General features: G+C 59.5%; 19 protein-coding genes and 2 tRNA genes. 4 read left to right on the forward strand and 17 right to left on the reverse strand.

The genetic code is table 11. The features are described 5' to 3' along the window. Positions 1-24 precede the first annotated feature (24 nt). From IPK32_03575 to IPK32_03615, 9 genes are all read right to left on the reverse strand, one after another. On the reverse strand, positions 25-972 hold the full coding sequence (locus IPK32_03575) for a serine acetyltransferase (protein MBK8091088.1): 948 nt from the start codon (positions 970-972) through the stop codon (positions 25-27). Between the two features lie 3 nt (positions 973-975). Further along, a complete protein-coding gene (locus tag IPK32_03580; protein MBK8091089.1) occupies positions 976-1,506 on the reverse strand; it encodes a rhodanese-like domain-containing protein in 531 nt (176 codons plus the stop codon). Positions 1,507-1,512: 6 nt separating this feature from the next. After that, the gene (locus tag IPK32_03585) at positions 1,513-2,895 is read right to left on the reverse strand and encodes a cysteine desulfurase (protein MBK8091090.1); all 1,383 of its coding nucleotides are present in this window, start codon (positions 2,893-2,895) and stop codon (positions 1,513-1,515) included. Positions 2,896-3,246: 351 nt separating this feature from the next. Beyond that, positions 3,247-4,203, reverse strand: coding sequence for a hypothetical protein (locus tag IPK32_03590; GenBank protein MBK8091091.1), 957 nt, complete (start codon positions 4,201-4,203; stop codon positions 3,247-3,249). Between the two features lie 69 nt (positions 4,204-4,272). After that, entirely contained in the window at positions 4,273-4,758 is a 486-nt protein-coding gene (locus IPK32_03595) for a helix-turn-helix domain-containing protein (protein MBK8091092.1), read from the reverse strand. Between the two features lie 258 nt (positions 4,759-5,016). Next, on the reverse strand, positions 5,017-9,018 hold the full coding sequence (locus IPK32_03600; GenBank protein MBK8091093.1) for an autotransporter-associated beta strand repeat-containing protein: 4,002 nt from the start codon (positions 9,016-9,018) through the stop codon (positions 5,017-5,019). A 246-nt stretch (positions 9,019-9,264) separates the two neighbouring features. Beyond that, the gene (locus tag IPK32_03605) at positions 9,265-9,453 is read right to left on the reverse strand and encodes a YezD family protein (GenBank protein MBK8091094.1); all 189 of its coding nucleotides are present in this window, start codon (positions 9,451-9,453) and stop codon (positions 9,265-9,267) included. Positions 9,454-9,460: 7 nt separating this feature from the next. After that, positions 9,461-10,006, reverse strand: a complete 546-nt coding sequence (locus IPK32_03610; protein ID MBK8091095.1) for an Rrf2 family transcriptional regulator — start codon at positions 10,004-10,006, stop codon at positions 9,461-9,463. Positions 10,007-10,089: 83 nt separating this feature from the next. Continuing rightward, complete coding sequence (locus tag IPK32_03615) at positions 10,090-10,404, reverse strand: winged helix-turn-helix transcriptional regulator (GenBank protein ID MBK8091096.1); 315 nt, start codon at positions 10,402-10,404, stop codon at positions 10,090-10,092. Positions 10,405-10,516: 112 nt separating this feature from the next. Between IPK32_03615 and IPK32_03620 the strand changes: the two genes are divergently transcribed. Then, positions 10,517-11,653 carry a cobalamin biosynthesis protein P47K gene (locus IPK32_03620; protein MBK8091097.1) on the forward strand — a complete coding sequence of 379 codons (1,137 nt, stop codon included), beginning with the start codon at positions 10,517-10,519 and terminating at the stop codon, positions 11,651-11,653. A 19-nt stretch (positions 11,654-11,672) separates the two neighbouring features. After that, positions 11,673-11,861 carry a hypothetical protein gene (locus tag IPK32_03625; GenBank protein MBK8091098.1) on the forward strand — a complete coding sequence of 63 codons (189 nt, stop codon included), beginning with the start codon at positions 11,673-11,675 and terminating at the stop codon, positions 11,859-11,861. Positions 11,862-12,343: 482 nt separating this feature from the next. Here IPK32_03625 and IPK32_03630 read toward each other — a convergent pair whose 3' ends face one another. Then, positions 12,344-12,925 (reverse strand): hypothetical protein, encoded by a 582-nt coding sequence (locus IPK32_03630; GenBank protein ID MBK8091099.1) that lies wholly within the window; start codon positions 12,923-12,925, stop codon positions 12,344-12,346. A 302-nt stretch (positions 12,926-13,227) separates the two neighbouring features. Here IPK32_03630 and IPK32_03635 point away from each other — a divergent pair, with 302 nt between their 5' ends. After that, on the forward strand, positions 13,228-14,538 hold the full coding sequence (locus IPK32_03635; protein MBK8091100.1) for an IS1380 family transposase: 1,311 nt from the start codon (positions 13,228-13,230) through the stop codon (positions 14,536-14,538). A 348-nt stretch (positions 14,539-14,886) separates the two neighbouring features. Here IPK32_03635 and nuoF read toward each other — a convergent pair whose 3' ends face one another. Next, on the reverse strand, positions 14,887-16,275 hold the full coding sequence (nuoF, locus tag IPK32_03640) for an NADH-quinone oxidoreductase subunit NuoF (GenBank protein ID MBK8091101.1): 1,389 nt from the start codon (positions 16,273-16,275) through the stop codon (positions 14,887-14,889). Between the two features lie 33 nt (positions 16,276-16,308). Continuing rightward, complete coding sequence (lysA, locus tag IPK32_03645) at positions 16,309-17,601, reverse strand: diaminopimelate decarboxylase (protein ID MBK8091102.1); 1,293 nt, start codon at positions 17,599-17,601, stop codon at positions 16,309-16,311. A gap of 149 nt (positions 17,602-17,750) precedes the next feature. On the opposite strand from lysA, the gene IPK32_03650 reads away from it, so the two are divergent. Then, positions 17,751-17,825: transfer RNA gene (locus tag IPK32_03650), tRNA-Lys, on the forward strand. A 43-nt stretch (positions 17,826-17,868) separates the two neighbouring features. On the opposite strand, the gene IPK32_03655 is transcribed toward IPK32_03650, so the two are convergent. From IPK32_03655 to IPK32_03675, 5 genes are all read right to left on the reverse strand, one after another. Continuing rightward, positions 17,869-19,296 (reverse strand): transglutaminase domain-containing protein, encoded by a 1,428-nt coding sequence (locus IPK32_03655; GenBank protein MBK8091103.1) that lies wholly within the window; start codon positions 19,294-19,296, stop codon positions 17,869-17,871. 85 nt (positions 19,297-19,381) lie between these two features. Continuing rightward, on the reverse strand, positions 19,382-19,741 hold the full coding sequence (locus IPK32_03660; protein ID MBK8091104.1) for a hypothetical protein: 360 nt from the start codon (positions 19,739-19,741) through the stop codon (positions 19,382-19,384). A gap of 123 nt (positions 19,742-19,864) precedes the next feature. Then, positions 19,865-19,937: transfer RNA gene (locus IPK32_03665), tRNA-Ala, on the reverse strand. 131 nt (positions 19,938-20,068) lie between these two features. Continuing rightward, the gene (locus IPK32_03670; protein MBK8091105.1) at positions 20,069-21,076 is read right to left on the reverse strand and encodes a ThuA domain-containing protein; all 1,008 of its coding nucleotides are present in this window, start codon (positions 21,074-21,076) and stop codon (positions 20,069-20,071) included. A gap of 103 nt (positions 21,077-21,179) precedes the next feature. Next, on the reverse strand, positions 21,180-21,929 hold the full coding sequence (locus IPK32_03675; protein ID MBK8091106.1) for a hypothetical protein: 750 nt from the start codon (positions 21,927-21,929) through the stop codon (positions 21,180-21,182). Positions 21,930-22,031: the final 102 nt, after the last annotated feature.

The raw sequence follows: 22,031 nt of genomic DNA on the forward strand, positions 1-22,031 counted from the left end.
CAACAGAATCAGATAAGTCCGTGATCAAATGCTGAACTCGCCGACTTCCTTCTTGGTCTTCTTGGCGTTTTTGTCGAGGATGTGGATACCGGCCTCTTTGGTGACGACGAGGGAGTTCGGCGGAACGCTGTGCATGAGGGTGACGTTCGCGCCGATGGTGCTGCCTTCGCCAAGCACCGTCTCTCCGCCGAGGATGGTGGAGTTCGGGTAGATGGTGACGTTGTCTTCCACATCCGGGTGCCGCTTGGTGCCGCGCACAATCTGGCCGCTGTCGTCTTTGGCGAAGCTGCGGGCACCGAGGGTGACGCCGTGGTAGAGCTTCACGTTGTTGCCGATCTTGCAGGTCTCACCAATGACGACGCCAGTGCCGTGGTCGATGAAGAAGTGGGTGCCGATGCTGGCTCCGGGATGGATGTCGATGCCGGTGCGGGCATGCGCCCACTCGGTCATCATGCGCGGGATGATGGGCGCTCCTTCTTTGTAAAGGCGGTGGGCCAGGCGCTGGATGGCGATGGCCTCGACAAAGGGAAAGGACAGGATGATTTCCTCCTGCATGCGCACACTTGGATCACCAGCCAGGGCAGCCTCGACATCATGCTTGAGCAGTTCGCGGACGGCGGGTATGGCCTTCACGAATTTTTTCATGATGGGCACGGTCTTGCCGGTGGGTTTGTCGGGATTGCCGATGCGGACGGCTTTGCGCACCTGCTCCTGCAAACGGCGGACGACGGAGAGCATGCGCTCGACGGTCAACTGCGCGAGCGTGCCGTCCGGGATGGCATCGAGGTCGTGAAAGCCGGGAAAGAGGAGCTGAAGCAGATCGCGGCAGATGTCATTGACCGCGCCTTTGGAGGGGAGATTGCTGGAGCTGTTCTCATTGAAGCCGCCAAATCGCTCGTAGGACGCGAGAAGCTCGGGAATGTGCCAGTCAGCGAGGGCGAGGGCCGGATTCTGCGGTTTGCGGGAGGACATGGACTAGGCTTTTTGATTCCACGGTGCTTTGGCGAGCAGGAGGCCCATGCCGCACCAGTCACTGATGCCGGCAAAGATGAGACCGGCACCGATGAAGCCGCTGAGCCAGAAAAAGGCGGGATTCACGAACTGCGAGAGCAGCACGCCGCTGAGCACGATGAAGCCCGCGACGATGCGCACCTGGCGCTCCAGGCTGATGACCTTCGTTTTGCCACGGGTCACGGGCAGTCCGGCCTCGATCCACGCGAGCGTGCCGCCCTCGACGACGACGGAGTTTGGAAAGCCGGCCTTGGCGAGCTGGTCGGCAGCCTTGGTGGCTCGCTGACCGCTGCGGCAGAGGATGTACACGGGTTTTTCGAGGCTGAGCCGATGATGCTCGTGCAGATGATCGGGATCGAGCGAGTCGAGCGGCACGCTCTTCGCCGCAGCGACGTGGACCTCGGCGAACTCGACGGGCGTGCGCACATCGATGACGTTTTGGGCGGCATTGTCCTGCAAGAGTTCGTGCAGCTCGGTGGCGGTGATCGTGGCCATGGTGAATCAGCGTTTCGGGAGTGAGTGCAGTGCGGCGACAAAGGCATCGACCTCCGCGAAGGTGTTGTAGAAGGCCAGCGAGGGCCGCACGGTGGTGTCCTGGCCGAAATGACGCTGCGCGGGCAAGGCGCAGTGGTGTCCGGCACGGACGGCGATGCCCTGCTTGTCGAGATGATGCGCGATGGCCTCGTTCGACACGCCTGGGATGATAAAGGAGAGCACGCTGGCTTTATTGGCCGCGGTGCCAATGGGACGAAGCCCTGGGACGGTGCTCAAGGCATGGGTGGCATACTCCAGCAGGGTGTGCTCATACGCGGCGATGGCGGGAATGCCGACGCGGAAGAGGTAATCAATCGCGGCACCGAGTCCGACGACGCCAGCGATGTCCGGCGTGCCTGCCTCGAATTTCTCCGGTGCAGGACGGTAGATGGTCTTCTCAAAGGTGACGTCCTGAATCATGTGTCCCCCGCCCTGCCAGGGTGGCATGGCATCGAGCAGGTGTTTTTTGCCATAAAGGGCTCCGATGCCGGTGGGGCCGAAGATCTTGTGCCCGCTGAAGACGTAGAAGTCGGCGTCGAGCGCGGAAACATTGACCGGCAGATGCGGTGTGGACTGTGCACCATCGACGAGCACGACCGCGCCGACGGCATGCGCCAGCGGGATGATCTGCTCGACGGGATTGACGGTGCCGAGTGCATTCGAGACATGCGTGACGCTGACGATCTTGGTTTTCTCGCTGAGGAGCTTTGCGAACTCTTCGAGGATGAGTTCGCCACGGTCATTGATCGGCGCGACGCGGATGACGGCTCCGGTTTGCTCGGCGAGGAGCTGCCAGGGCACGATGTTCGCGTGGTGTTCGAGCTGTGTGAGCAGGATTTCATCGCCCGGGCTGACGTGACGGCGGCCGTAGCTATTCGCGACGAGATTGATGCCCTCCGTGGTGCCACGGACAAAGACAATCTCCTTCGCATCGGCTGCGCCGAGGAACTGGCGCACCTTTTCGCGACCTGCCTCGAAGAGCTTCGTGGAGCGCTCTGCGAGCACATGGGCGGCGCGGTGGATGTTGGAGTTGTCGCGGCCGTAGAACTGCGAGGTGGCATCCAGCACGGCCTGCGGCTTGTGCGTGGTGGCGGCATTGTCGAGGTAGATGAGCGGATGACCGTTCACCCGCTGGTGCAGCGCGGGAAAGTCACGACGGACGCCTTCGACATCGAAGGCGGTGAGCGCCTCTGATGAAGCTCCGGCATTCGCGACATGCTCCAAGAAGTAGTAGCCCGTGTCACTACTCGGCAGCGAACCCGGCAACCACGCGGGCAGCAACGGCTCGACTGGCGCGGAGGAAACCAGCAGCGGCCGGGCGGGCTTTGCCTCGATGGTTTTCGAGAACAAACGAGGCTCTCAAACTCAAACGAATCAGCCGCTCCTTTGTGGTGAGTGCCTGCGGGCGTTTCCGAATGTCCCTTGTCTCCCGCCGCGACCACGGTGGGATGCACCGGCGCAGAGGTGGAGGTGCTGGGAAATCCGCCATTGAGAGAGATGTCACGAGTCTTGCCGGGCAAGGAGGCGCTGTCCGGGACGGTTTCCGGCAAAACAGCCACCTCAGCAGGTGCTGGTGATGCACCAACCTGCTTGCGGATGGATGGAACGTCCTCTGCACCTGAGTAGAAGCCTTTGAAGAGCTGGCGCAACACCGCAGTGTGTTTCAGCGCTTCCTCGTCTTCATCGGGGAAGACGGCCAGCTCAGGCTTTGGGGAAGACATATTCGTGGTAGTGGTCGATTTTCACCCCGTCGAGACGTGCGAGCGCATCCTCATCCAGCGCGGCGACCGAGAAATAGCGGGTGACGAGATGCAGAGCCTTCGATTTCTTGTTAGTGCCCATGTATCGAACCGAGAGGCCGGGCTCGATCTCGCCCGTGACGCCTGCTTTTTGAAGACCGACCACGCCGCGCTGCTTCTCCCCTACACGAAGAAGCAGAATGCTCGTTTCATTCTTGTCGTTGATGACAAACTTGTCGCTCGGGATGAGCGGGATGCCACGCCAAGTGATGAAGGGAGAGCCAAAAAGCGTCACGGTGGGTGGCGGCACGCCGCGGCGAGTGGCCTCGCGACCAAAGGCGGCGATGGCTTTCGGGTGCGTGAGGAAGAAGGCTGGTTTTTTCCACACACGGGTGATGAGCTCGTCGAGGTCGTCCGGTGTCGGTGGTCCGGTGCGGGTCTTGATGCGCTGCTTTTCGACCACTTCGTTGAGGATGCCAAAGCGTGGATTGTTGATCAGCTCATACTCTTCGCGCTCTTTCACCGCCTCGACGGTGAGGCGCACCTGCTCGCCCAACTGGTCAATGCGGTTGCTGTAAAGATCGGTGATGCGTGTGTGGGTTTGGAGAACGGTGCGGATGGTGGAGAGATGATACTCGCGGGGCTCCTCCTCATAATCGACGTAGGTGTCAGGAAGCTCCGGTGCTTCGTCGTCGTCAGAGGACACATCCCCGTCCACCGTGATGACCTCGACCGTGGGGCCGCCTTCCTTGGATTTCACGCGGTTGACGCGGTAGATGCCACCATCGACATCCACCCATTGTAGGAGCTGGTGCAGCCAGCGTGGTGTGATCTCATCCCACTGAGGCGGGGTGACGGTTGCGTTGGCCAGATTACGCGCGGCCTTGGCGCTGAGTGCGGTTCTATTATTGGTGCTCATGATGAGTGTGTGATCGGAAACAATGATGTGCCCCTGGCCTGCGGATGATGGATCACCCCATGCTCGGCATTAGGCATGCGAAGTGACATGTGGCGGGCCTCCTTGATGGTGCGGGTCGGCCTGATGAACGTCTGTTTTGCCGCAGCAGGCCTGTCTTGTTGAACTCAGCGGAGCTGCGATGACTGTTGCCTTGGAGGTAGCGGCTGGCGAGGGAGTGTCAATAACACGTTTTTTAATCCTGCTTATCGGCTGAAGCTGAACCTGAGGTGGTGATGAGGGGGTGAGTGTGAGCCACACGCGGCTGGCCTGGGATACTTGCCAGCCGAGCAGTGCTTCGCACAGCCCACCTGTGCGAAAACGATGGATCAACTCTGCCAGGCGGCGCGGACTAATGGAAAGGCTGCGGCAGACTTCATCTGCGGTGGCACCATCATCGAGCAACAGCAGGCTCTTTGCCCTTTGGCGCACCTTCGGGTCAATCTTGGAGTTTTCACTGACGATGGTTGCCAGAAGAGTCTGCTCATACGAGAGGCCGGTGAAGTAGAGAGTTTCCATCAAGCTAGTAGCAGCACGCGGCTGGGTTGTTTTTATTAAGCGTTCCATTTTTGTGTATAAGTTTATTACTTGTTAATAACGACTATGGAAGTCGGCACAGGGTGCGGTAGGAGGATGCTTGTCGAGGGCCTACCGTGAGGCACAAACCCGAGGCTGGGGGAGGTCAGCTTTCACGATAGCGATCTTTTCGGTCATCGAATAGCATGTAGGATGTGGCATGGCGTGCATGTTGCGGTGGTTGATTTGATGAGGAAAAACTCAAAGCGGCCGGCGACGACGTAGCAGGGCTGAAAACAGCCCGCACAGCAGCAGGAGTGCACGTGACGGCTCCGGTGCGGTGATGACGAGAAGGCCGTGACTGGCCCACAGGCTGGTATCCCAGAGAAAACTACCGCCGAGGTCGAAAAGGGCCAGATCGCTGCCGGTTTCGCTGCCGGTGCGGAAACCGATGCCTGCGTTGACTTGATCGGCATTCAGCACGCGGGTCCAATCGAGCAGATTGAAGACATCTCCGGCGGTGGGTGTGTAGCCGTTGTTCAAAACGGTCGAGAGGCCGGCTCCGGTGCCCCAATCGAAGGCTCCTGCAACATCGAGGTGATCGTGCTGCGTGAGCGCGATCGGGTTAGCGAGCGATGAATTGCCGATGAGGGCCGCCAAAGCTGCCGCGTAGCCGGGATCTTCGCGATTGGCCAGCGCGGTGACATTCAGCGTGGCGGTGCTGATTTGCAGGTCCAACGAACCGCTGGTGAAGGTGGCATCTCCTCCCACCCACAACGTGCCGAGCGAAGAACCGGCGGCATCGCCGGGACGGAGCGTGCCGCCATTGAAAGTGAGGCCGCCTTGAATGAAGCCGCTGCCGGTGATGACGGACGTGGCGTTCAAGGTGGTCACTCCGCTGCCGGTGCGACCGATGGTGCCTGCTTGCGTGGCGCTGGTGCCATCCCCGCCGCTGCCGACAGTCAGCGTGCCCGCATTCACGGTGGTGGTGCCGCTGTAGTTGTTCGCGGCGGTGAAAATCAGCGTGCCGGTTCCGCCTTTGATGACGCTGCCACTGCCGCCATTGCCGACTGGGTTTGCGAGCGTGACGGAGTTCGCCTGCGTGTCGAAGGTGGCGTTGCCATTGAAGGTGGTGGTGATGGCGCTTGGATCAAAGGAGCCACTGAATTGCAAGGTGCCGCCATTGAAGACGAGCTCGCGGCCTGCACCGGTGCCAAAGCGGGCGATGTTGTTCGCCTGGATGGTGCCTTCGTTGAGATACGTTTTGCCGGTGTAGGTGTTCGTGCCGCCGAGGATGAGCAGGCCCGCACCGGACTTCACGAGGTTCACGCTGCCACCCACGTTGTCAGCGATGGCGGAGGTGAGGTTCAGATTGGCTCCCGTGACACGCACAAAGAGTTCCGCACCTGCTGTGGTGCCTGCGGTGAGCGTGCCGCCGGAGATCGTGCTGCGATTGGCGGCGTTGTTGTTCCCCACTGCCCCTCCTTGCTTGATCAAGCCGCCGCTGGCGAGCGTGAGTGTGTTCGTGCCGAGCGTGAGATCGATGCCGAGGCCGAGATTCGCCGATGCGGCGGTGCGAGATGAGGTCAGCGTCTGATCGGCGGCGGGTTTGACGTACAAAGAGCCGGTCCAATCCGCTTCGGTCAGCGTGGAGTAGTCAGCAGCGGTGAAGGCACTCACGCTGCCTTGATTGCCAGCCGTCACCGTGTCGATGTCGGTGGTGTATTTGGCAAACTCGCTGCCCACGGTGGCCCAGCCGCCGATGAAGCCATCCGTCAGGCCGCCAATGTCGAGGCGGTTGCGCGTGCTGGCTCCCAGCCCGCTGGCACCGCCGGTGAAATTGACGCTGCCGCCAGTGTTTCGCGTGACGCTGGTGAAGGTCAGGGTCGAAGTGCGGCCGGTGGTGGCCTGGTCGGCCGTGATCTGGCTCGCGCCTGCGGCCAACGTGACCGCCCCTGCGGCCTCGCTGTAGTCCGTGTTGGCAGCGCCGCTGTTGTTGAATTCAAAGGTGCCGCCGCTCAGCGTGATGGTGGCGGCGTCGTTCACGCGGTCGGTCAGCACGTTGGTGCCGTTGGTGTTGGTAAGCTGGAGCTTGGCTCCCTGCCTCACGGTGATGCTGGTGGTGCCGCTGAGACGACCGCCGTTGTTGCCATTGCCGAGCTGGACGGTGCCCGTCTGGATGGTGGTGGCTCCGGTGAAGGCGTTATTCGCCTGCAAGGTCAGCGTGGCACTGCCAGCCTTCGTCAGAGCCAGCGCGGCCGCCGCGCCGTTGTTGATCGTGCCGGTGAAGGTGCCGCCGCCGTTCACCGTGAGCGTGGAGGCGGTAGTGGCGCTGTTGTTCGTCAGTGCCCCCGCGCCATTCAGGCCCGTGGTGCTGATGCTGTTACCATTGAGACGCAGCGTGCCGCCGCTTTGGATTTGCAGTGCATTGCCATTCAGCGCGTTCGCATTTCCGAGCTGCAAAATGCCCGCGTAGATGCGCACATCGCCGGTGAAGGTGTTGCTGCCGCCGAGCACGAGGATTTTATTCCCCGCTCCTGTGCCGCTGAAGGTGAGACCATTGGAGCCGGTGATGACGCTGTTGACCGTCGCCGTCACTGCTGCGCCGCTGGCGAGGTGGATGATGCCCTCGCTGCCATTGGCAAACGCCAGCGTGCCACCCGTGAGCGTGCTCGTGGTGCTGAAAAGCAAGGCACCGCTTTGCAGTCCGAGTGTCACCCCCGAGCCTAAGGTTGTCGTGCCGGTGTTGGCGCTGGTCCAAGAGTTCACATCGACGCTGCTGTTCACGTTGATGTTGCCCGCGGTCGATTTGAGCACGTTTGAGCCGGTCGCAGCGCTCGCCGGAGCGGTGTATTCACCTGCGGTGAGGAGGCGGAGTCCGTTCGTGGCATCGTAAGTCGCAAAACCCGTTCCATTGCCAGTGGCGGAGGCATCCACCAGCAGCCACGGCACGATGCCGCCGGTAAAAGTGGGTGCTGAGGTGAAAAACACACGCGAAGAGCCCGCCGTGCCCGCCGCCGAACCCAGCGCGGTGCCGCGCACGAGCGCCGTGGCATTCTCCAGACGTGCCAGCGAGGCAAACGTGAGCGTCGCCTCATCGCCGCTGCCGGGTGTGAGAGTGAGGAAGCTGCGATGATTGCCCGAAACGGTCAGCGCACCGGCTGTTTCGGCATGCACGGCTTGCGAAGCAAAATCAGCGCCGGTGTAGTTCAGCGTCGCACCGCCGACATTGCCTCCATCGAGCGTGATTGCCGCCGAATCGCCCAGACGGTTCACGGCCACGGTATCTGCCGCCGCGCCAATGTTGGTGATGGTGGCCGCATTCGTCACCAGGGCACTGCTGGCGGCGATGCTGGCATTATTTCCCTGCACATGCAGCGTGCCGCCATTGTTCGTGGTGATGCCGGTGTAGGAGTTATTGCCGCTGAGTAGCAAACTCCCACCACCAGCCTTTGTAAGGCCGGAAGACGTGCTGCCATCCGCGATGACGGACTGGATCGTGAGATCGGGATCAGCGGTAATGTTCTGCGTCGTCACCGTGCGTGTGCCATTGAGGTTCAGCGTGCCGCCTTGGATCAAACCGGCCAGCGGTGTGTTCGTGGCGGAAAAGCTGACGTTGCCGCCGAGATTGAAGTTCGTTCCGGTGCCGAGTGTAAGCGTGGAGGTCACGCCTGCGCCCGCGCCTAGTGTCAACGTAGTCGCATTCGCCGTCACACCATCCGCGAGCTGCAAATCACCGCCTTGCACGGCGTAAGCCCCCGTCGGCAAAACGGAGCCAGAAAGCAGCGCGATACCTGTTCCCGTCTTCGTCAGGCCCGCGCTACCATTGATGAAGGAGCTGATGGAGAGCGTGGAACCGCCCGCCACATTCAGCGCCGCGTTCACCGCGCCGAAATCGAGACCGTCCGTGCCGCTTTGTGGTGTGAGCGTCAGAGTTCCATTGTTCAGAGTCAGCGCGGAAAGCTTCAGCGCCGTTCCAGCGCCGAGGGTGACGCTGTATGTGCCCGTCGCATCGCTTCCGGCAGCAAAGAGCGCTGCTTCCAGGCCTGAGTTTGTCCAGGCAGCTGAGCTGGTGCCCCCAGCGGCATTATTCCAGCGGAGGGCCGACAAATCCCAGATGCCGTTTGGCGTGGGCCCACCGGAGCCTATCGTGCTGTCATTCGTGTCCCAATAGAGGGACTGGGCTTGAGTGTGAATCGCCAGCAGAGCCAGCGTGAGGACGAGAAAGAGGTGTTGTAGAGGTTTTGGGGATGTTTTTTGCATGGACGGCAACTGCTGAGCGTCGGCGTCCGGTGGTCCGGTCGGCGTTCGCAGGTGCTTCGGGGGATCAGGCCGCCGTCAGGGGGATGACGGTGGGCGTTTCGATAAAAAATGCCGAGAGGCTGACGGGAACGGATTTCAGGGGTGAAGCGGGTTTCTGCTTCGCTCTGAAGACCTCTGGTGTTCCAGTCAGCCTCTCGACAAATGTGGGGCGCGTGGCCTTGCGGCGACGCTATGGGAGTGATGGCGCTACTTTTTCTTCGTAGCAGGCGCAGGAGCGACGACATCGGGCAGACGCGTCTTCTCCGTGCTCTCCACCTGGGTCACTCGACCTTCATGGACGATGATCTGCACCGAACCGAAGCGCATGACTTCGATCTTCTGGCGCACGATGTCGATCCATGGCTCGACTTCAGGTTCTGTAATGTGTTGGGACATGGGAAAATCAGGTGATGGGTGAGAGCAGCGCGGCGAGGAAGCCGTCAGCGGGATCCGCGTGGAGGGATTTGGAGGTCTTTTTCTTGGCGGTTGTTTTTCGTATCGTGGCGGCCTGCCGCTCCTGCTTTCTCAGAGTGACCTCGACGACGTGTTCGAGCGTGTAGCGGTCGAGGATGTTCGCGATGGCATTGCGCACGTCGATCATGAGCATCCGCAGACCACAGTGTGCCTCATCAGGACAGGAGCACTTCTCATACTCCGTCTCGCTGGCGCAGCCGATGGGCGCAAGCTTGCCATCAATGAGCCGCACGACTTCGCCCATTTTGATGGACTTCGCCGGCTTTGCGAGGCGAGCGCCGCCGTGCTTGCCGCGCAGGCTTTCCACATAACCGGCCTGCTTTAACTCAAAGAGGATCGCCTCGAGGAACTTGAACGGTAGCCGCTCCTGCTCCGCGAGCACGGAAACCGAGATCACGCCCTCTCCCTGCCGGTCAGCGATGCCGAGACGGATGAGGGTGCGGAGGGCGTATTCGCCACGTTTGGTGAGCTTCATGCCAAACACATGCACTCCTAATATACACTGCGCAAGTAGGAATTAAAAGTTTACTGCTTTTTCTTTCATTGGTTCACAAGAGTTCACTCTGGCAGCTTGTCGAAATGAAACTGGCAGCAGCCGAGATCGAGCGTCTTGGCGTTGTTCGAGAGCTTCTCACGAAAGGCGGCGGCGAGGGCGTAGATGCGCTGCTGGCCTTGTTTTTCGACTTCGAGGAGTCCGGCTTCTTTCAGCACGCGGAGGTGCTTGGAAACGTTGTAGGGCGTGACGTGAAGTTTTTCGCACAGCTCGGTGACGGGCTTCGCTCCGCTGATGAGCTGGCGCACGAGGCGCAGACGCGTCGGCTCACCCAGCGCACGCATGGCGCTAAGGCAGTCGAAGGTTTTGCGGGCAGGCATGGCTCGGAAATACAGCGTGGTGGATTTTTTTGCAAGATGCGTGGTTGGCGCTTGTTTATTTGCCACATCTGGCAAATAAAAACACCCCATGTCCCAACGCGCACGCTACATCATGATCGGAGGCTTCCTCGGAGCCGGTAAAACGACCACCGTCGGACGGTTGGCGCGGTATTTGAGCGATCAGGGCCTCAAAGTCGGCCTCATCACGAATGATCAGGCGGGTGGCCTCGTGGACACGAAGCTGCTGCGCGGCCAGGGCTATGCGACGGAGGAAATCGCGGGCGGCTGCTTCTGCTGCCGCTTCAACACGCTGGTGGATGCTGCGAGCAAGCTCACGAACAGCACGAAGCCGGATGTCTTTATCGCGGAGCCAGTGGGAAGCTGCACCGACCTCGTCGCCACGGTGACGTATCCGCTGCGCCGCATGTATGGCGATGCCTTCACCATCGCGCCGCTCAGTGTGCTGGTGGACCCGATCCGCGCCCGGCGTGTGTTCGGCCTCGATGACGGCGGCACCTTCTCCTCCAAAGTGGCCTACATCTTCAAAAAACAGCTCGAAGAGGCCGACATTATCGTCATCAGCAAAAGTGATCTCATCGACGAAACGCAGCGCGAGGAGCTGCGAGCCGTTTTGACGAAGGAATTCCCGCTCGCGAAGGTCGTCACGGCTTCGCCACGTCAGGAAACCGGTCTCGACGAGCTTTTCGCATGCCTCATGACTGACGAGCAAGCGCGGCGCAATCCGATGGCCGTCGATTACGAAGTCTATGCCGATGGCGAAGCTCTCCTCGGCTGGCTGAATGCCACCGTCACGCTGAAATCGGACGATGAGTTCGAAGCGAACGACTTCCTCAAAAAGCTCGCCACGCATGTACAGGGCCGCTTGCAGCTCGCCGGCGTCGAGATCGCCCATTTCAAGATGACCTTCAGTCCCGATGACGGCATCGCGGGCGAACTGGCGAGCATCAATCTCGTGCGCAGCGATTACGTGGCCGAACTCGGCATGGAACTCGACGAACCGAGCACTGGAGGCCAGCTCATCATCAATCTGCGTGCCGAGGCCGATCCCGCGTCGCTCATGGAAGCCGTGAAAGCCGGCGTCGAAGCCACCGCCGCGCAATTCTTCGGCCTCAAAGCCACGCTCGATCACGAAGAGCACTTCCGTCCGGGCAAACCGACGCCGACGCATCGCGACGGCGAAGTGGTGATGGAAACCAAAGGCGGCTGCAAACCCGGCAGCGGCTGCTGAACCTTCCGAAGGCGCCGGCATCACCCCGGACAAAAACATCATCTGCTACTGCGGCACCTCCCGCGAAGGCAGCCTCATCTACTTCACGCTGAAACACGTTCTCAAATACCCCAACGTCCGCCTCTACGAAGGCTCGTGGAAGGAATACGTCTGGCTCGATGGCAAATCGCTACCTGCGGAGACCGGCGGCAAGGCGGCAGGGAAATAGACCGATTCCCGTTACCAACCGCAGGTTAAAGGAACGGAGAGTTTCTGAGCTGAGACTTCCCTGCCTCGATCACGGACTGGGAGCCTGTTCCCATCGAACTCCTGCGACGACATGTTTGATTCAGCAGAATTGCTGATGGACGATGACGCGGCGGAGGGACTGCGGCATGGCGGCAGGAGCATGGGGCGGGCTTTCAGCCCTTCATCACCTGGTTTTTGCTGCGTCCCCTCCCCTGGGCCGTTGGCCCAGGCTGGTATGGGGTGCGCCTTTGGCGCGAGGATGCAGAAAACGGGGGGGATGGGAATCATGCGCCAGTGAATGCGTGGAAGGTTTTCGCGAGGCTCTTCGTCAATGGAATTTGGGAGTCGGTGAGCTTAGGATGCTCCATCCGCGGAGAGCGAGAGTGGGGGGGAATACGAAGGAGAAAATGCACCAACCAAGGTGCCGCGATTCCAAAAGGCTCAGAACCAAGGCGGATAAAATCACCAGCTTTTGATGTTGTCCTCCCACGTCGCCGGATCGCCATCGGGACCGGCGGAGAAGATGGCGATGTCGATTGGCAGAAAGGGGTTCTTTGGAGCTGTGGTGGTATCTGGATTGGCGATTTTGCCATCCTGATCGATGTCGAGCAGGATGTGGTATTCATGGCCCCACCTATCGCTCAACACCCATTCCTGGGACTCTTGCCAAATGCCGTCACGTTGATTTCGAGCGACCGGAAACTCGCTGAACACGATTCCCTTTGGATTTAACAGAGGATTCTGCCCCATCAGCGAGGAAAGAATAGCACCACGAGATGTTGTTTTAAGATCGGGAGCGCCTCGTGCGGAAGAGGGCGGTAAGTAACCATACTCAAGCTCAAAGCATTGAAGTCCATTTCGGAATCCCTTCATCACATCGAGGGTTTTTATGAGGAGATGATCACGGTGTCTATCCAGATACATGAAGGGTCTGAAGTTAAGCAGCAACCACACAAGCAAGATGGCCGTCAGCAGGGCTAGGATGCTTTTCCCCAGACAGGCACAGCCTGTCATGCGTGCAATGCGTCGTTCTCCATCAGACATGGATAAGTTTTATCAGGTGTCAGGCCTCTGCGTCGAGTTCTAAATCACGCCAAACCCGCCGAAGCCACCTTAGCGGAATCCAGCACGGGTGCGTCATCGTGGGAAAGGACGATGAGGAGCATGGGGCGGGCTTACAGCCCTTCACCTGGTTTTTGCGGCCAACCCTGGGCCGTTGGCCCAGGCTGATATGGGGAGCGCCTTTGGCGCGAGGATGTTTGAACCTGGATAATGCAATAGAGTAGCTGGAGTGAAGCGAAGGGGTGTTACTACGAGGGATTGACGCGTGTGGCAGAATCACCGTGATGGTGAATCTACCGATTGAATACTCCGACAAGCCTGTGACGCCCTTTGGCGGCATGGCGTTGATGAAGCGTTTTGTGGATCAGACTGGTATCCGCGAACATCTGGCCACCTTGGATCTGCCTCAAGGCGGGTCGAATCGAGCGTATGATCCGGTGCAGATCATTGAAAGCTTTTGGCTTGGCATCTGGACGGGGGCTAGCCGCTACATCCACTGCGATTGGTTGCGCCAGGATCAAACGCTTGCAGCCATTTTTGGCTATGAGAGCCTGCCAAGCCAAAGCACCTACAGCCGGTTCTTCGGCAAGTTCTCTCATGCGCGCAACACGGTGGTGTTCCCAGCCTTACAGAAGTGGTTCTTTGCGCAAATCAACGTGGGAGCAGTGACGGTGGACTTCGACAGCACGGTCATCACGCGCGATGGCAGCCAGGAAGGCGCTGCCAAGGGCTACAACCCCAACCGCAAAGGGCGCAACTCGCACCATCCGCTCATGGCCTTCATCAGTCAGACACGGATGGTGGCCAATGCGTGGCTGCGCCCGGGCAACACGGCAGCGTGCTCCAATTGCGTCGAGTTCATGCGCGAGACTTTCGATGAGGCGCTCGCGGGAGTGAAGGTGGGCCTCGTGCGTGGCGACAGCGGTTTTTATACTGACGAAATCCTGAGCGCGTTGGAAGAGCGCAGCCTCAAGTACATCATCGCCGCGCGGGCCTACTCCAACATCAAGAACGAGGTCCACGGCATGAAGGACTGGGTGGAAATCTGCCCTGGCATCGCAGTCAAAGAGTGGCGGCATCAGCCAGCCGATTCGAAGGCCAAGGCGCGTCGGCACATTGTGGTGCGTAAGCAGATCAGTCGCCGTCCACAGGCCGGAGGCAAGCTGCTCTTCGACGACCTGCCCGACTACCGCTTTAGCCTGTATGTGACCAATCTCGACCTGCCGCTCGATCAGATATGGAACATCTACAACACTCGGGCCGACTGCGAGAACAGGATCAAGGAGTTGAAGCAAGACTTCGGCCTCGACGCGTTCTGCCTGCAGGACTTTTGGGCGACGGAGGCCTCGTTCCGCTTCATCATGGTAGCCTATAATCTGATGAGTCTGTTCCGGCATTTTGGACTCAACAGTCACAATCAAGCCACCTTGGCGACGCTGCGATCCTATTGCTTTGCAATAGGCGGTTGGGTCAGACAACACGCTCGAAAGCGAGTGCTCAAGCTCTCACTGCCTGGCAAAAAACGTCCCTGGATGGACGCTATCTTCCGCCAAATCGAGGCTCGCCCACCGCCGTTCGCTTACTCAATTGCATAATCCGGGTTGAACGAGAAATGGGAACTCTGTGCTCCTCGGTGCCCTCGGTGGTAGAACTCTGCAGCTTCAGGGAGGCGGAGGCGGATCAACCAAGAACCAAGAACCAAGTACTCTTATCCCATCCGTATCATCTGTGGTGAAACCATCCGTTCATCCGTGGTAAAAAAGACGCCGCAGGATCGAGGACGAGTTCGAGAGCCAAGCGAAGCGAATCAACGAGGACGAACTGGGAACAACGAAACCTACCCAGCCACTGTGCCTCTCCGTGCCCCACTGTGGTAGAGTTCTGCGGCTTCAGGGAGGCGGAGTAGGAGGCGGATAGAGATGGAAGATGAAGAGCAAGAAAGATCAAGCCAAGCCCGCCGAAGCCACCTTACCCTCGTTATTCACGATCTTTCCGGCGAGGTCGGCTTTGCAGTCGGCTTTGAGTTCGTCGCGGAATTTGCGGACGAAGGACTGGGTGGGCCAGGCGGAGGCTTCGCCGAAGGCGCAGATGGTGCGGCCGTCGATTTGCACGGCGACTTGCTCCAGGGTGTCCACGTCGTCGGGGCTGGCGTTGCCGGAGACGATGCGGTCGCTGATCTTTTTCATCCACAGGCTGCCTTCACGGCAGGGGGTGCATTGGCCGCAGCTCTCGTGGGCGTAGAAGTTGTTCAGGTTGTTGATGACCCAGGTCATGCTGCGGGAGTCATCCATGATGATGACGCCGCCAGAGCCGGCCATGGTGCCGCAGGCGGCCATGGTGTCGAAGTCCATGGGGATGTCCATGATGGTGAGTTCGCGGCCGTCCTTCATTTTGAATTTCTCATCGGCTCGCAGGACTTTGGCGGAGCTGCCGCCGGGGATGATGGCTTTGAGCTTGCGACCGGGTTTGAGGCCGCCGCAGAGGTCGTTGATGACCTCGCCCATGGTGAGCTTGCCGACTTGGATTTCGTAGTAGCCGGGTTTTTGCACGTCGCCGGAGACGCATAGGATGCGGGTGCCTGTGTTGTTGGGGGTGCCGAGCTTGGCGTATTCGGCGCCGCCCATTTGCAGGATGTGCTTCACATGGCAGAGGCTTTCCACGTTGTTGACGATGGTGGGGCTCATGTAGAGGCCGAGTGCGGCGGGGAAATAGGGCGGCTTGATGCGTGGGTAGGGGCGCTTGCCTTCGAGGGACTCGATGAGGCCGGTCTCTTCGCCGCAGATGTAGGCTCCGGCACCGCGGTGGACGTAGATTTCGCAGTCGAAGCCGCTGCCCTGGATGTTTTTGCCGAGGAAGCCTTTTTCGTGGGCCTCTGCGATGGCTTTTTCGACGATGATGGCGGCCTGGGGGAATTCTTCGCGGATGTAGATGTAGGCGAGCTTGGCCCCGACGGCGAAGCAGGCGATGGTCATGCCCTCGATGAGCTGATGCGGGTCTTGATGAAGGATGTAGCGGTCTTTGAAGGTGCCGGGCTCGGATTCATCGGCGTTGCAGATGAGATAGACGGGCTTGGTATTGGTGGGCGGGATGAAGCCCCATTTCACGCCGGTGGGGAAGCCTGCGCCGCCACGGCCACGGAGGCCGCTGGCCTTCACTTCATTGGTGATGGCGCTGCGCTCCATCTTGAGGGCTTTTTTGAGCATCTCGTAGCCGCCGTCGGCGATGGCGCAGTCGATGGAGGTATTCCAGCCGACACGATCGACGTTTTTGAAGATGAGGCGGTGTTCGCGTGGGTGGGGCTGTTTGCCGGGGAGATACGAGATGGAGGACATGGGGCGTGTAAGTTTAAAAAGGCTCTACGTGGATCAGGCGGTGTGCTCGCCACGGATGACATCATCGAGGGACTGCCGCTCGCGGACGAGGGTGGCCTTGTCGCCATCGACGAGGATTTCGGCGGGAAGTGGGCGGGTGTTGTAGTTCGATGCCATGGTGAAGCCGTAGGCTCCAGCGCTCATGACGGCGAGTACGTCGCCTGCCTGCACGGGGGCCATCTCGCGGTTCTGGGCGAGGAAGTCGCCACTTTCGCAGATGGGGCCGACGACATCGGCGAGCTCGGTTTTTGCATCGGCGGGCTTTTGGACGGGGACGATCTGGTGCCAGCCTTCGTAGAGGGTGGGGCGGATGAGGTCATTCATGCCTGCATCGACGATTTTGAAGGTCTTGGCGCTGCCGCGTTTCTCGTAGAGCACGGAGGTGAGGAGGACGCCGGCATTGCCGACCATGAAGCGTCCGGGCTCACAGAGGATGCGTAGGCCCAGTGGGGTCAAGAGTGGCACCACAGCCTGTGCGTAGGCCTGGACGGTGAGTGGGTGAGTTTCGGCGTTTTGTTGCCACCAGGTGTCTGGGCCGGAGTCGAGCGACTGGCGGTAATTGATGCCGATGCCGCCGCCGATGCTGAAGAACTCGATGCGGTGCCGCTCCTGGATGGTTTTGACCAGTGGGATGACTTTTTGCACGGCCTCGACAAAGGGATCGACGGTGGTGAGCTGGGAGCCGATGTGCATCTGGAGGCCGCGGATGATGAGATTCGGGCACTCGGCAGCGATGCGTGCGTAAACGTCGATGATCTGATCGAAGTCGATGCCGAATTTGTTCTCGCTTTTGCCGGTGGTGATTTTGGCGTGGGTTTTGGCATCCACATTGGGATTCACACGGACGGCGACGGGGGCTTTTTTGCCGAGTTCACCGGCGATGCGGTCGATGTAGCGGAGCTCTGCCTCGGACTCGGCATTGAAGCAGTAGATGCCCTGGTTGAGTGCGTAGATGATTTCGTCGCGTGTCTTGCCGACGCCTGCGAAGGTGCATTTGGAGGGATCGCCACCGGCTTTGATGACGCGGAAGAGCTCGCCTGCGGAGACGATGTCGAAGCCGCCGCCGAGCTTGGCGATGGTGGAGAGCACGGCGAGGTTGGAGTTCGCTTTGACGGCGTAGCAGACAAGGTGGTTCAGCGGAGCGAGGGCTGCATCGAGGCGTGTGAAGTGATCGGTGATGGTACCTTTGCTATAAACATACAGCGGAGTGCCGTGCGTGGTCGCTAAGGAGCCGAGGTCAATATTCTCGCAATGAAGGCGGTCGTTTTGGTAATGGAAGCGGTGCATGTGAGCAGCGTTTCATAGGCGGATGCACGGGAGACGCAACCCTGGGGCGGGTGTCTGGGGGTAAAGTGCGAAAAAGTCTGCGTAAAGGTCGATCTTCGGGCTTGCGCTGTGTAGAAAAGCGGGCACTTATCCGCCCCCTTTTCCGGGATGCGCAGGTAGCTCAGCGGTAGAGCAGTTGGCTTTTAACCAATTGGTCGAGGGTTCGATCCCCTCCCTGCGTACCATCTTTATCGGAAAAGAAACCCCCGAGTGCAAAACAAAGCACTCTCACTCACGACGCGGAATGCGTGAGACCTTCCAGTCGGTCGATCCACCAGGGACATCGCCCAAATCCATGCCGAGAGAGGTCTGGATGCTGGTGGAGGTGCCGGAGGGATTCCCCACGCGGTAAGCGCCATTGACGGAGGTGGATGAGCGCAAAATGCTGCGGGCGATGTCTCGCTCGGCCCGGTTGCCATTGGCGAGGAGCGGATCGCGATTGATGTCGGTGCGGGGCTCGACTTTGACCCAATTGGAGTTTTTCCAGTAATCGCCGTTCCAGACGCGGTTGGCAGAGCTGGGGACGTAGATGGCGAAGCGGTCAAAAAGCACCTCCGGCACGTAGCGGCTGCCGACACGACTGATGAGCGGCGGATCGACCGGGTCGGGGCGGCCCTCGGTGGATTCGAGCAGGTATTCTTTGTCTTCGATTTTCACCACGCACCAAGCGTGCCCGCCGAGGTCGCCGTAGCGTCCGAGAGCGACTCGGACCTGGTAGCCGAGGGAGAGGAGCCAGTCCGCGAGAAAGATGGTGGAGTCTTCACAGTCCCCCGTGCGGAGGCGCTGGGTTTCATCCGCGAATTGCCAGGAGTCGAGATGGTTTTTGCTGGCGTATTTGGAGTCAGAGGCACCTGGATCATTCGTATAGCGGCAGTGGTCATGCACTGCGGACCAGATGGTGAAGAGCTTCTGGATACGGGATTCGTTTTTCGCGAAGGTGGCTGGTGGGGAGTAGCCGGTGAGGAATTCATTCACGTAATGAAATGTCCCTTTCGAGTCTGATGCGATGACGGCATATTTACGAGCACATTTGGGGCACTCCAGAGCCATGCTGCGCTGCTGGCGGGAGAGATGCATGAAGTGTGGCTGCTTGCAGTGAACGCACACACTGTAAAATGGCTGTGTGCCATTCGACTTCGTCAGTGCCTCTGGCGTGAAGTCATCTAGGCGCTGGCCTTGGACCATGAGGGCCTCGTACATGAGCCCTGCGGCACGTTTGCGGATGGCGATGGCCAGATGTGTCATGTCTGCCTGCTCTGCGTGGCGGTATTCGTGGAATTTTTCCAGCAAGTCCTTCAGGCTCGGGCTGGAGGCACTGCAAATGGAGACACGGAAGTATCGTGGCATGCCCTCCTGCACCTTGCTCGTGACTTTGTTGAGGTCAGTGAGGTCGAGGTTTTCGTAATTCTTCGCGAGCCATGCTTCCAGCTCGGGATCGACCCGCAGTGGCTCCAATTTGGTAGCGACGCGTGAGTAATTCACCTGGTCGAGAGACTCCACCTTAAATCGAGCCTCCGAGTAGGAGCTGCTGGAGAAATTAAGGAACTCGGAAAGCCGCATTTTCCAGCCGGTCAGCCAGCCCGCATGGAGGGCATAGAGCGTCGCCGTGGCCATGATGACCAAGGCGATGCAAATGGTGAGCAACTTCGATTTCATGCCCTTGATTATAATTTTTATAAAATGAGAAGCAATTTAAAAGAATGTCTCGTTTTATAAAAATCCCCCACCCTGCCCTTTTTCGTTACTGCGGACGGTATTGGACTGATCCGAGCAATCCGTAACGGATGGGCCGCTCCACTCCGCGAGCACCTAAGAGCGTGGATGGGGCCTGCTGGAGCTGATAACCGGGCTGTCCGACCCATGCTGCTTGGCCACCATCTGGACGCAGAAAGAGGCCGCCATGCTCACGCCCGCCCTTCATCACCCCGCCAGTATGAATCGGCTGTGGTGCTGCATAATAGATCCCCTCCTCCGAGCTTGCCTCCGGCAAGTACAGTCCTGCTGGAAAGGTGATTTTACCGAATTTATGCGCCACGATCTGCTCTGTGGACAGCAGGATGCCGCGTGTGCCAGATGCGGGGGCCTGGATGAGACCGCCCATGTTGCAAGAACTAAGCGTGAGGGCCGAAAAAAGGACGCACAGATAAGCTTTCATAATGGGCAGGGAGTGACTGGGGTGCCGTTCGGCAGATTTTTTCTGAACCAGCTACGAGAGGGGAAATTGTGGAGGTAAGGGGATTCGAACCCCTGACCTTCTCATTGCGAACGAGACGCTCTACCAACTGAGCTATACCCCCACGGATTCAGGTCGTGGCAGGATTACAGGTGATTTGAAAAAATGTCCAACTTGATTTGGCGCAGCACTTTCTGCACGCAAGTCCGTGTTGAGCATCCGCGATCTCGCTCGCGGGACCCGTCCCGCAGAGCCTTATTTCCCGAGTGCGAAATCATCAGGCTTCAGGCCCTGTTTATTGCCTTTGAAGCCATACATCGTGGGCTCGTAAGCACCGACGATGTCCACCTTGGCCTTCTCTGGCACTTCGAGCCCCAGGCCCCAGTAGATGCCATTGACCACCAGGCGGCGCAGGCCTTCGTCGGTCAGGTCCGTGGCAGCACCCATCGTGGTGCAGAGCACTTTGTTCGTGCTACCGGACTCATTCTTCACCTCGCGTGTCCAGACCACAGGCATCATGGGCGAGTTCACATCTTGATCGACTTTGGCTTGGGTCTTCTTCGTATATTTCGCTGGGGCGGTATCCGCTGTCATGCCCTGGAGGACTTGGCCACGAGCGAGGATCGTCGCATCCGCAGGAGGAGCAGCCTCATAGACATCTGTATTGCCAAAGAGACCACTGATGCCATGCAGCACGGGGTGGGTGGCGTTCGCAGCCTCTAGGATGCCCTTGGTCGCTTCCACCTTGTGTTTGCCCCAATGGCTCACCCAAGTCTCTCCGAGCACTTGGCGGCCCCAGCCGCCATTGTTGCCGAAATTCCACGCCGCATACGGGCTTTCCTTCGGATAGCCATTGAAGGCATGCGTGCTGGTACGTAGCCCGATCACTGGGATGCCACGATTGACCGCATCGGCGAATTTTTTGCTCGTCGCATCATCCCAATGGCGGAAGCGCAGCAGCAGCACCACTGCATCCGCGCTATCGAGCGACTCGGGGTGAGTCAGGCTTTTCCCAGCACCGGGGTCGATGAGGCCATCCTTATCGACACTGAAGAGCACCGTGCATTTATAGCCATGATGTTGGCTGAGGATCTTGCCCAGCATCGGCAGAGCTTCTTCGCTACGATACTCTTCATCTCCAGCGAGAAGCACGATGTGCTTCCCCTTCGCCTCACCCGCAGGTTCATAGACGACATGGTCAGCGGCTCGGATCGAAGTGAGCGATGCAGCAGTGGCGAGGAAGAGGGATAGGAGGCGTTTCATGAAGGTAAATAGAGAAAAAGCGAGGTGCCGAATGTGAATGCACCATCCACCTCGCGTCTATCAAAATCCTTTCTCGAAATCAATTCACCACGGCTCCTACTCATCAAAGCCCGGCCTTATACCGCTCACACCGCGCATGCCACCCCGCCAGCCAGCGCTTTTCACCGCGCTCAGGTGGCGCATTCGCCACGCGGCGACTCAGCACCCGCTTCGATGCCTCTGCAAAGGCCGCGGGAGTCCCTGCCCCACGCATCTCTTCCAGCACCTGCTGCAGTCCCCAGCCTTGGCCATTGTATCGCTCCTTTGCATTCGTGCCCTCGCCTTTGAAGTTCACGTAATCAATCATGCAAAACATTCCTTCCGGCGTCGTCCGTAGCGCCTCAAATCCCGCCCTCGCCGCGCCACCCATCCCAGCCGCAGCACGCTCCAGCCTCCGTAGAATGAACTCCGTCTGCAATCCTGTCGTCCGCGCCAGCAGCCCACGCAGCTCTGTCAGCCGCGCTCCCTTTTGATCCGCCTGAAAAGCCCCCTTCGTGCTCCATGGGCAGGCCCCTAGTGCCCAATCTGGCACAGCCACGCCACGCTGCCGATAATAGGCCATCAGCGGCGGAAAGCTCTCCTCAAACGGCCCACGCCGCCCCGCTGGATACCAAATAAAATGCCCGATCCCCAGTGAGGCGAAGTCCTCCCCCGCATTCCAGCTCGTCAGGCCTGCCACCGTGCCACCGCACTCGTTTTGCCAGATTTTTTTACCCACTCGCTCCATCTGTGCAGGGCTCAGGGTCGCACTACTCGCCGCATTCGCCACACCAGATGGGCCCCCAGCACAGTTCGCCAGGAGCAGGGCCGCCATGATCCACCACACGCCACGCAGACCTGAGCCTGCTCCGTTTTGTTTTAGAAAAAATTCACTCATAATCACAATCTCATTGGTTTTGGAAACAATAACGCACGA

This window comes from Verrucomicrobiaceae bacterium (genome assembly GCA_016713035.1).
GTDB lineage: Bacteria > Verrucomicrobiota > Verrucomicrobiia > Verrucomicrobiales > Verrucomicrobiaceae > Prosthecobacter.

Excerpts from the sequence above, each read along its gene's own strand:
- IPK32_03575 (MBK8091088.1), bottom strand. The coding sequence starts at position 972 with ATGTCCTCCCGCAAACCGCAGAATCCGGCCCTCGCCCTCGCTGACTGG.
- IPK32_03580 (MBK8091089.1), bottom strand. The coding sequence starts at position 1,506 with ATGGCCACGATCACCGCCACCGAGCTGCACGAACTCTTGCAGGACAAT.
- IPK32_03590 (MBK8091091.1), bottom strand. The coding sequence starts at position 4,203 with ATGAGCACCAATAATAGAACCGCACTCAGCGCCAAGGCCGCGCGTAAT.
- IPK32_03595 (MBK8091092.1), bottom strand. The coding sequence starts at position 4,758 with ATGGAAACTCTCTACTTCACCGGCCTCTCGTATGAGCAGACTCTTCTG.
- IPK32_03600 (MBK8091093.1), bottom strand. The coding sequence starts at position 9,018 with ATGCAAAAAACATCCCCAAAACCTCTACAACACCTCTTTCTCGTCCTC.
- IPK32_03605 (MBK8091094.1), bottom strand. The coding sequence starts at position 9,453 with ATGTCCCAACACATTACAGAACCTGAAGTCGAGCCATGGATCGACATC.
- IPK32_03610 (MBK8091095.1), bottom strand. The coding sequence starts at position 10,006 with ATGAAGCTCACCAAACGTGGCGAATACGCCCTCCGCACCCTCATCCGT.
- IPK32_03615 (MBK8091096.1), bottom strand. The coding sequence starts at position 10,404 with ATGCCTGCCCGCAAAACCTTCGACTGCCTTAGCGCCATGCGTGCGCTG.
- IPK32_03620 (MBK8091097.1), top strand. The coding sequence starts at position 10,517 with ATGATCGGAGGCTTCCTCGGAGCCGGTAAAACGACCACCGTCGGACGG.
- IPK32_03630 (MBK8091099.1), bottom strand. The coding sequence starts at position 12,925 with ATGTCTGATGGAGAACGACGCATTGCACGCATGACAGGCTGTGCCTGT.
- IPK32_03635 (MBK8091100.1), top strand. The coding sequence starts at position 13,228 with ATGGTGAATCTACCGATTGAATACTCCGACAAGCCTGTGACGCCCTTT.
- nuoF (MBK8091101.1), bottom strand. The coding sequence starts at position 16,275 with ATGTCCTCCATCTCGTATCTCCCCGGCAAACAGCCCCACCCACGCGAA.
- lysA (MBK8091102.1), bottom strand. The coding sequence starts at position 17,601 with ATGCACCGCTTCCATTACCAAAACGACCGCCTTCATTGCGAGAATATT.
- IPK32_03655 (MBK8091103.1), bottom strand. The coding sequence starts at position 19,296 with ATGAAATCGAAGTTGCTCACCATTTGCATCGCCTTGGTCATCATGGCC.
- IPK32_03660 (MBK8091104.1), bottom strand. The coding sequence starts at position 19,741 with ATGGGCGGTCTCATCCAGGCCCCCGCATCTGGCACACGCGGCATCCTG.
- IPK32_03670 (MBK8091105.1), bottom strand. The coding sequence starts at position 21,076 with ATGAAACGCCTCCTATCCCTCTTCCTCGCCACTGCTGCATCGCTCACT.
- IPK32_03675 (MBK8091106.1), bottom strand. The coding sequence starts at position 21,929 with ATGGCGGCCCTGCTCCTGGCGAACTGTGCTGGGGGCCCATCTGGTGTG.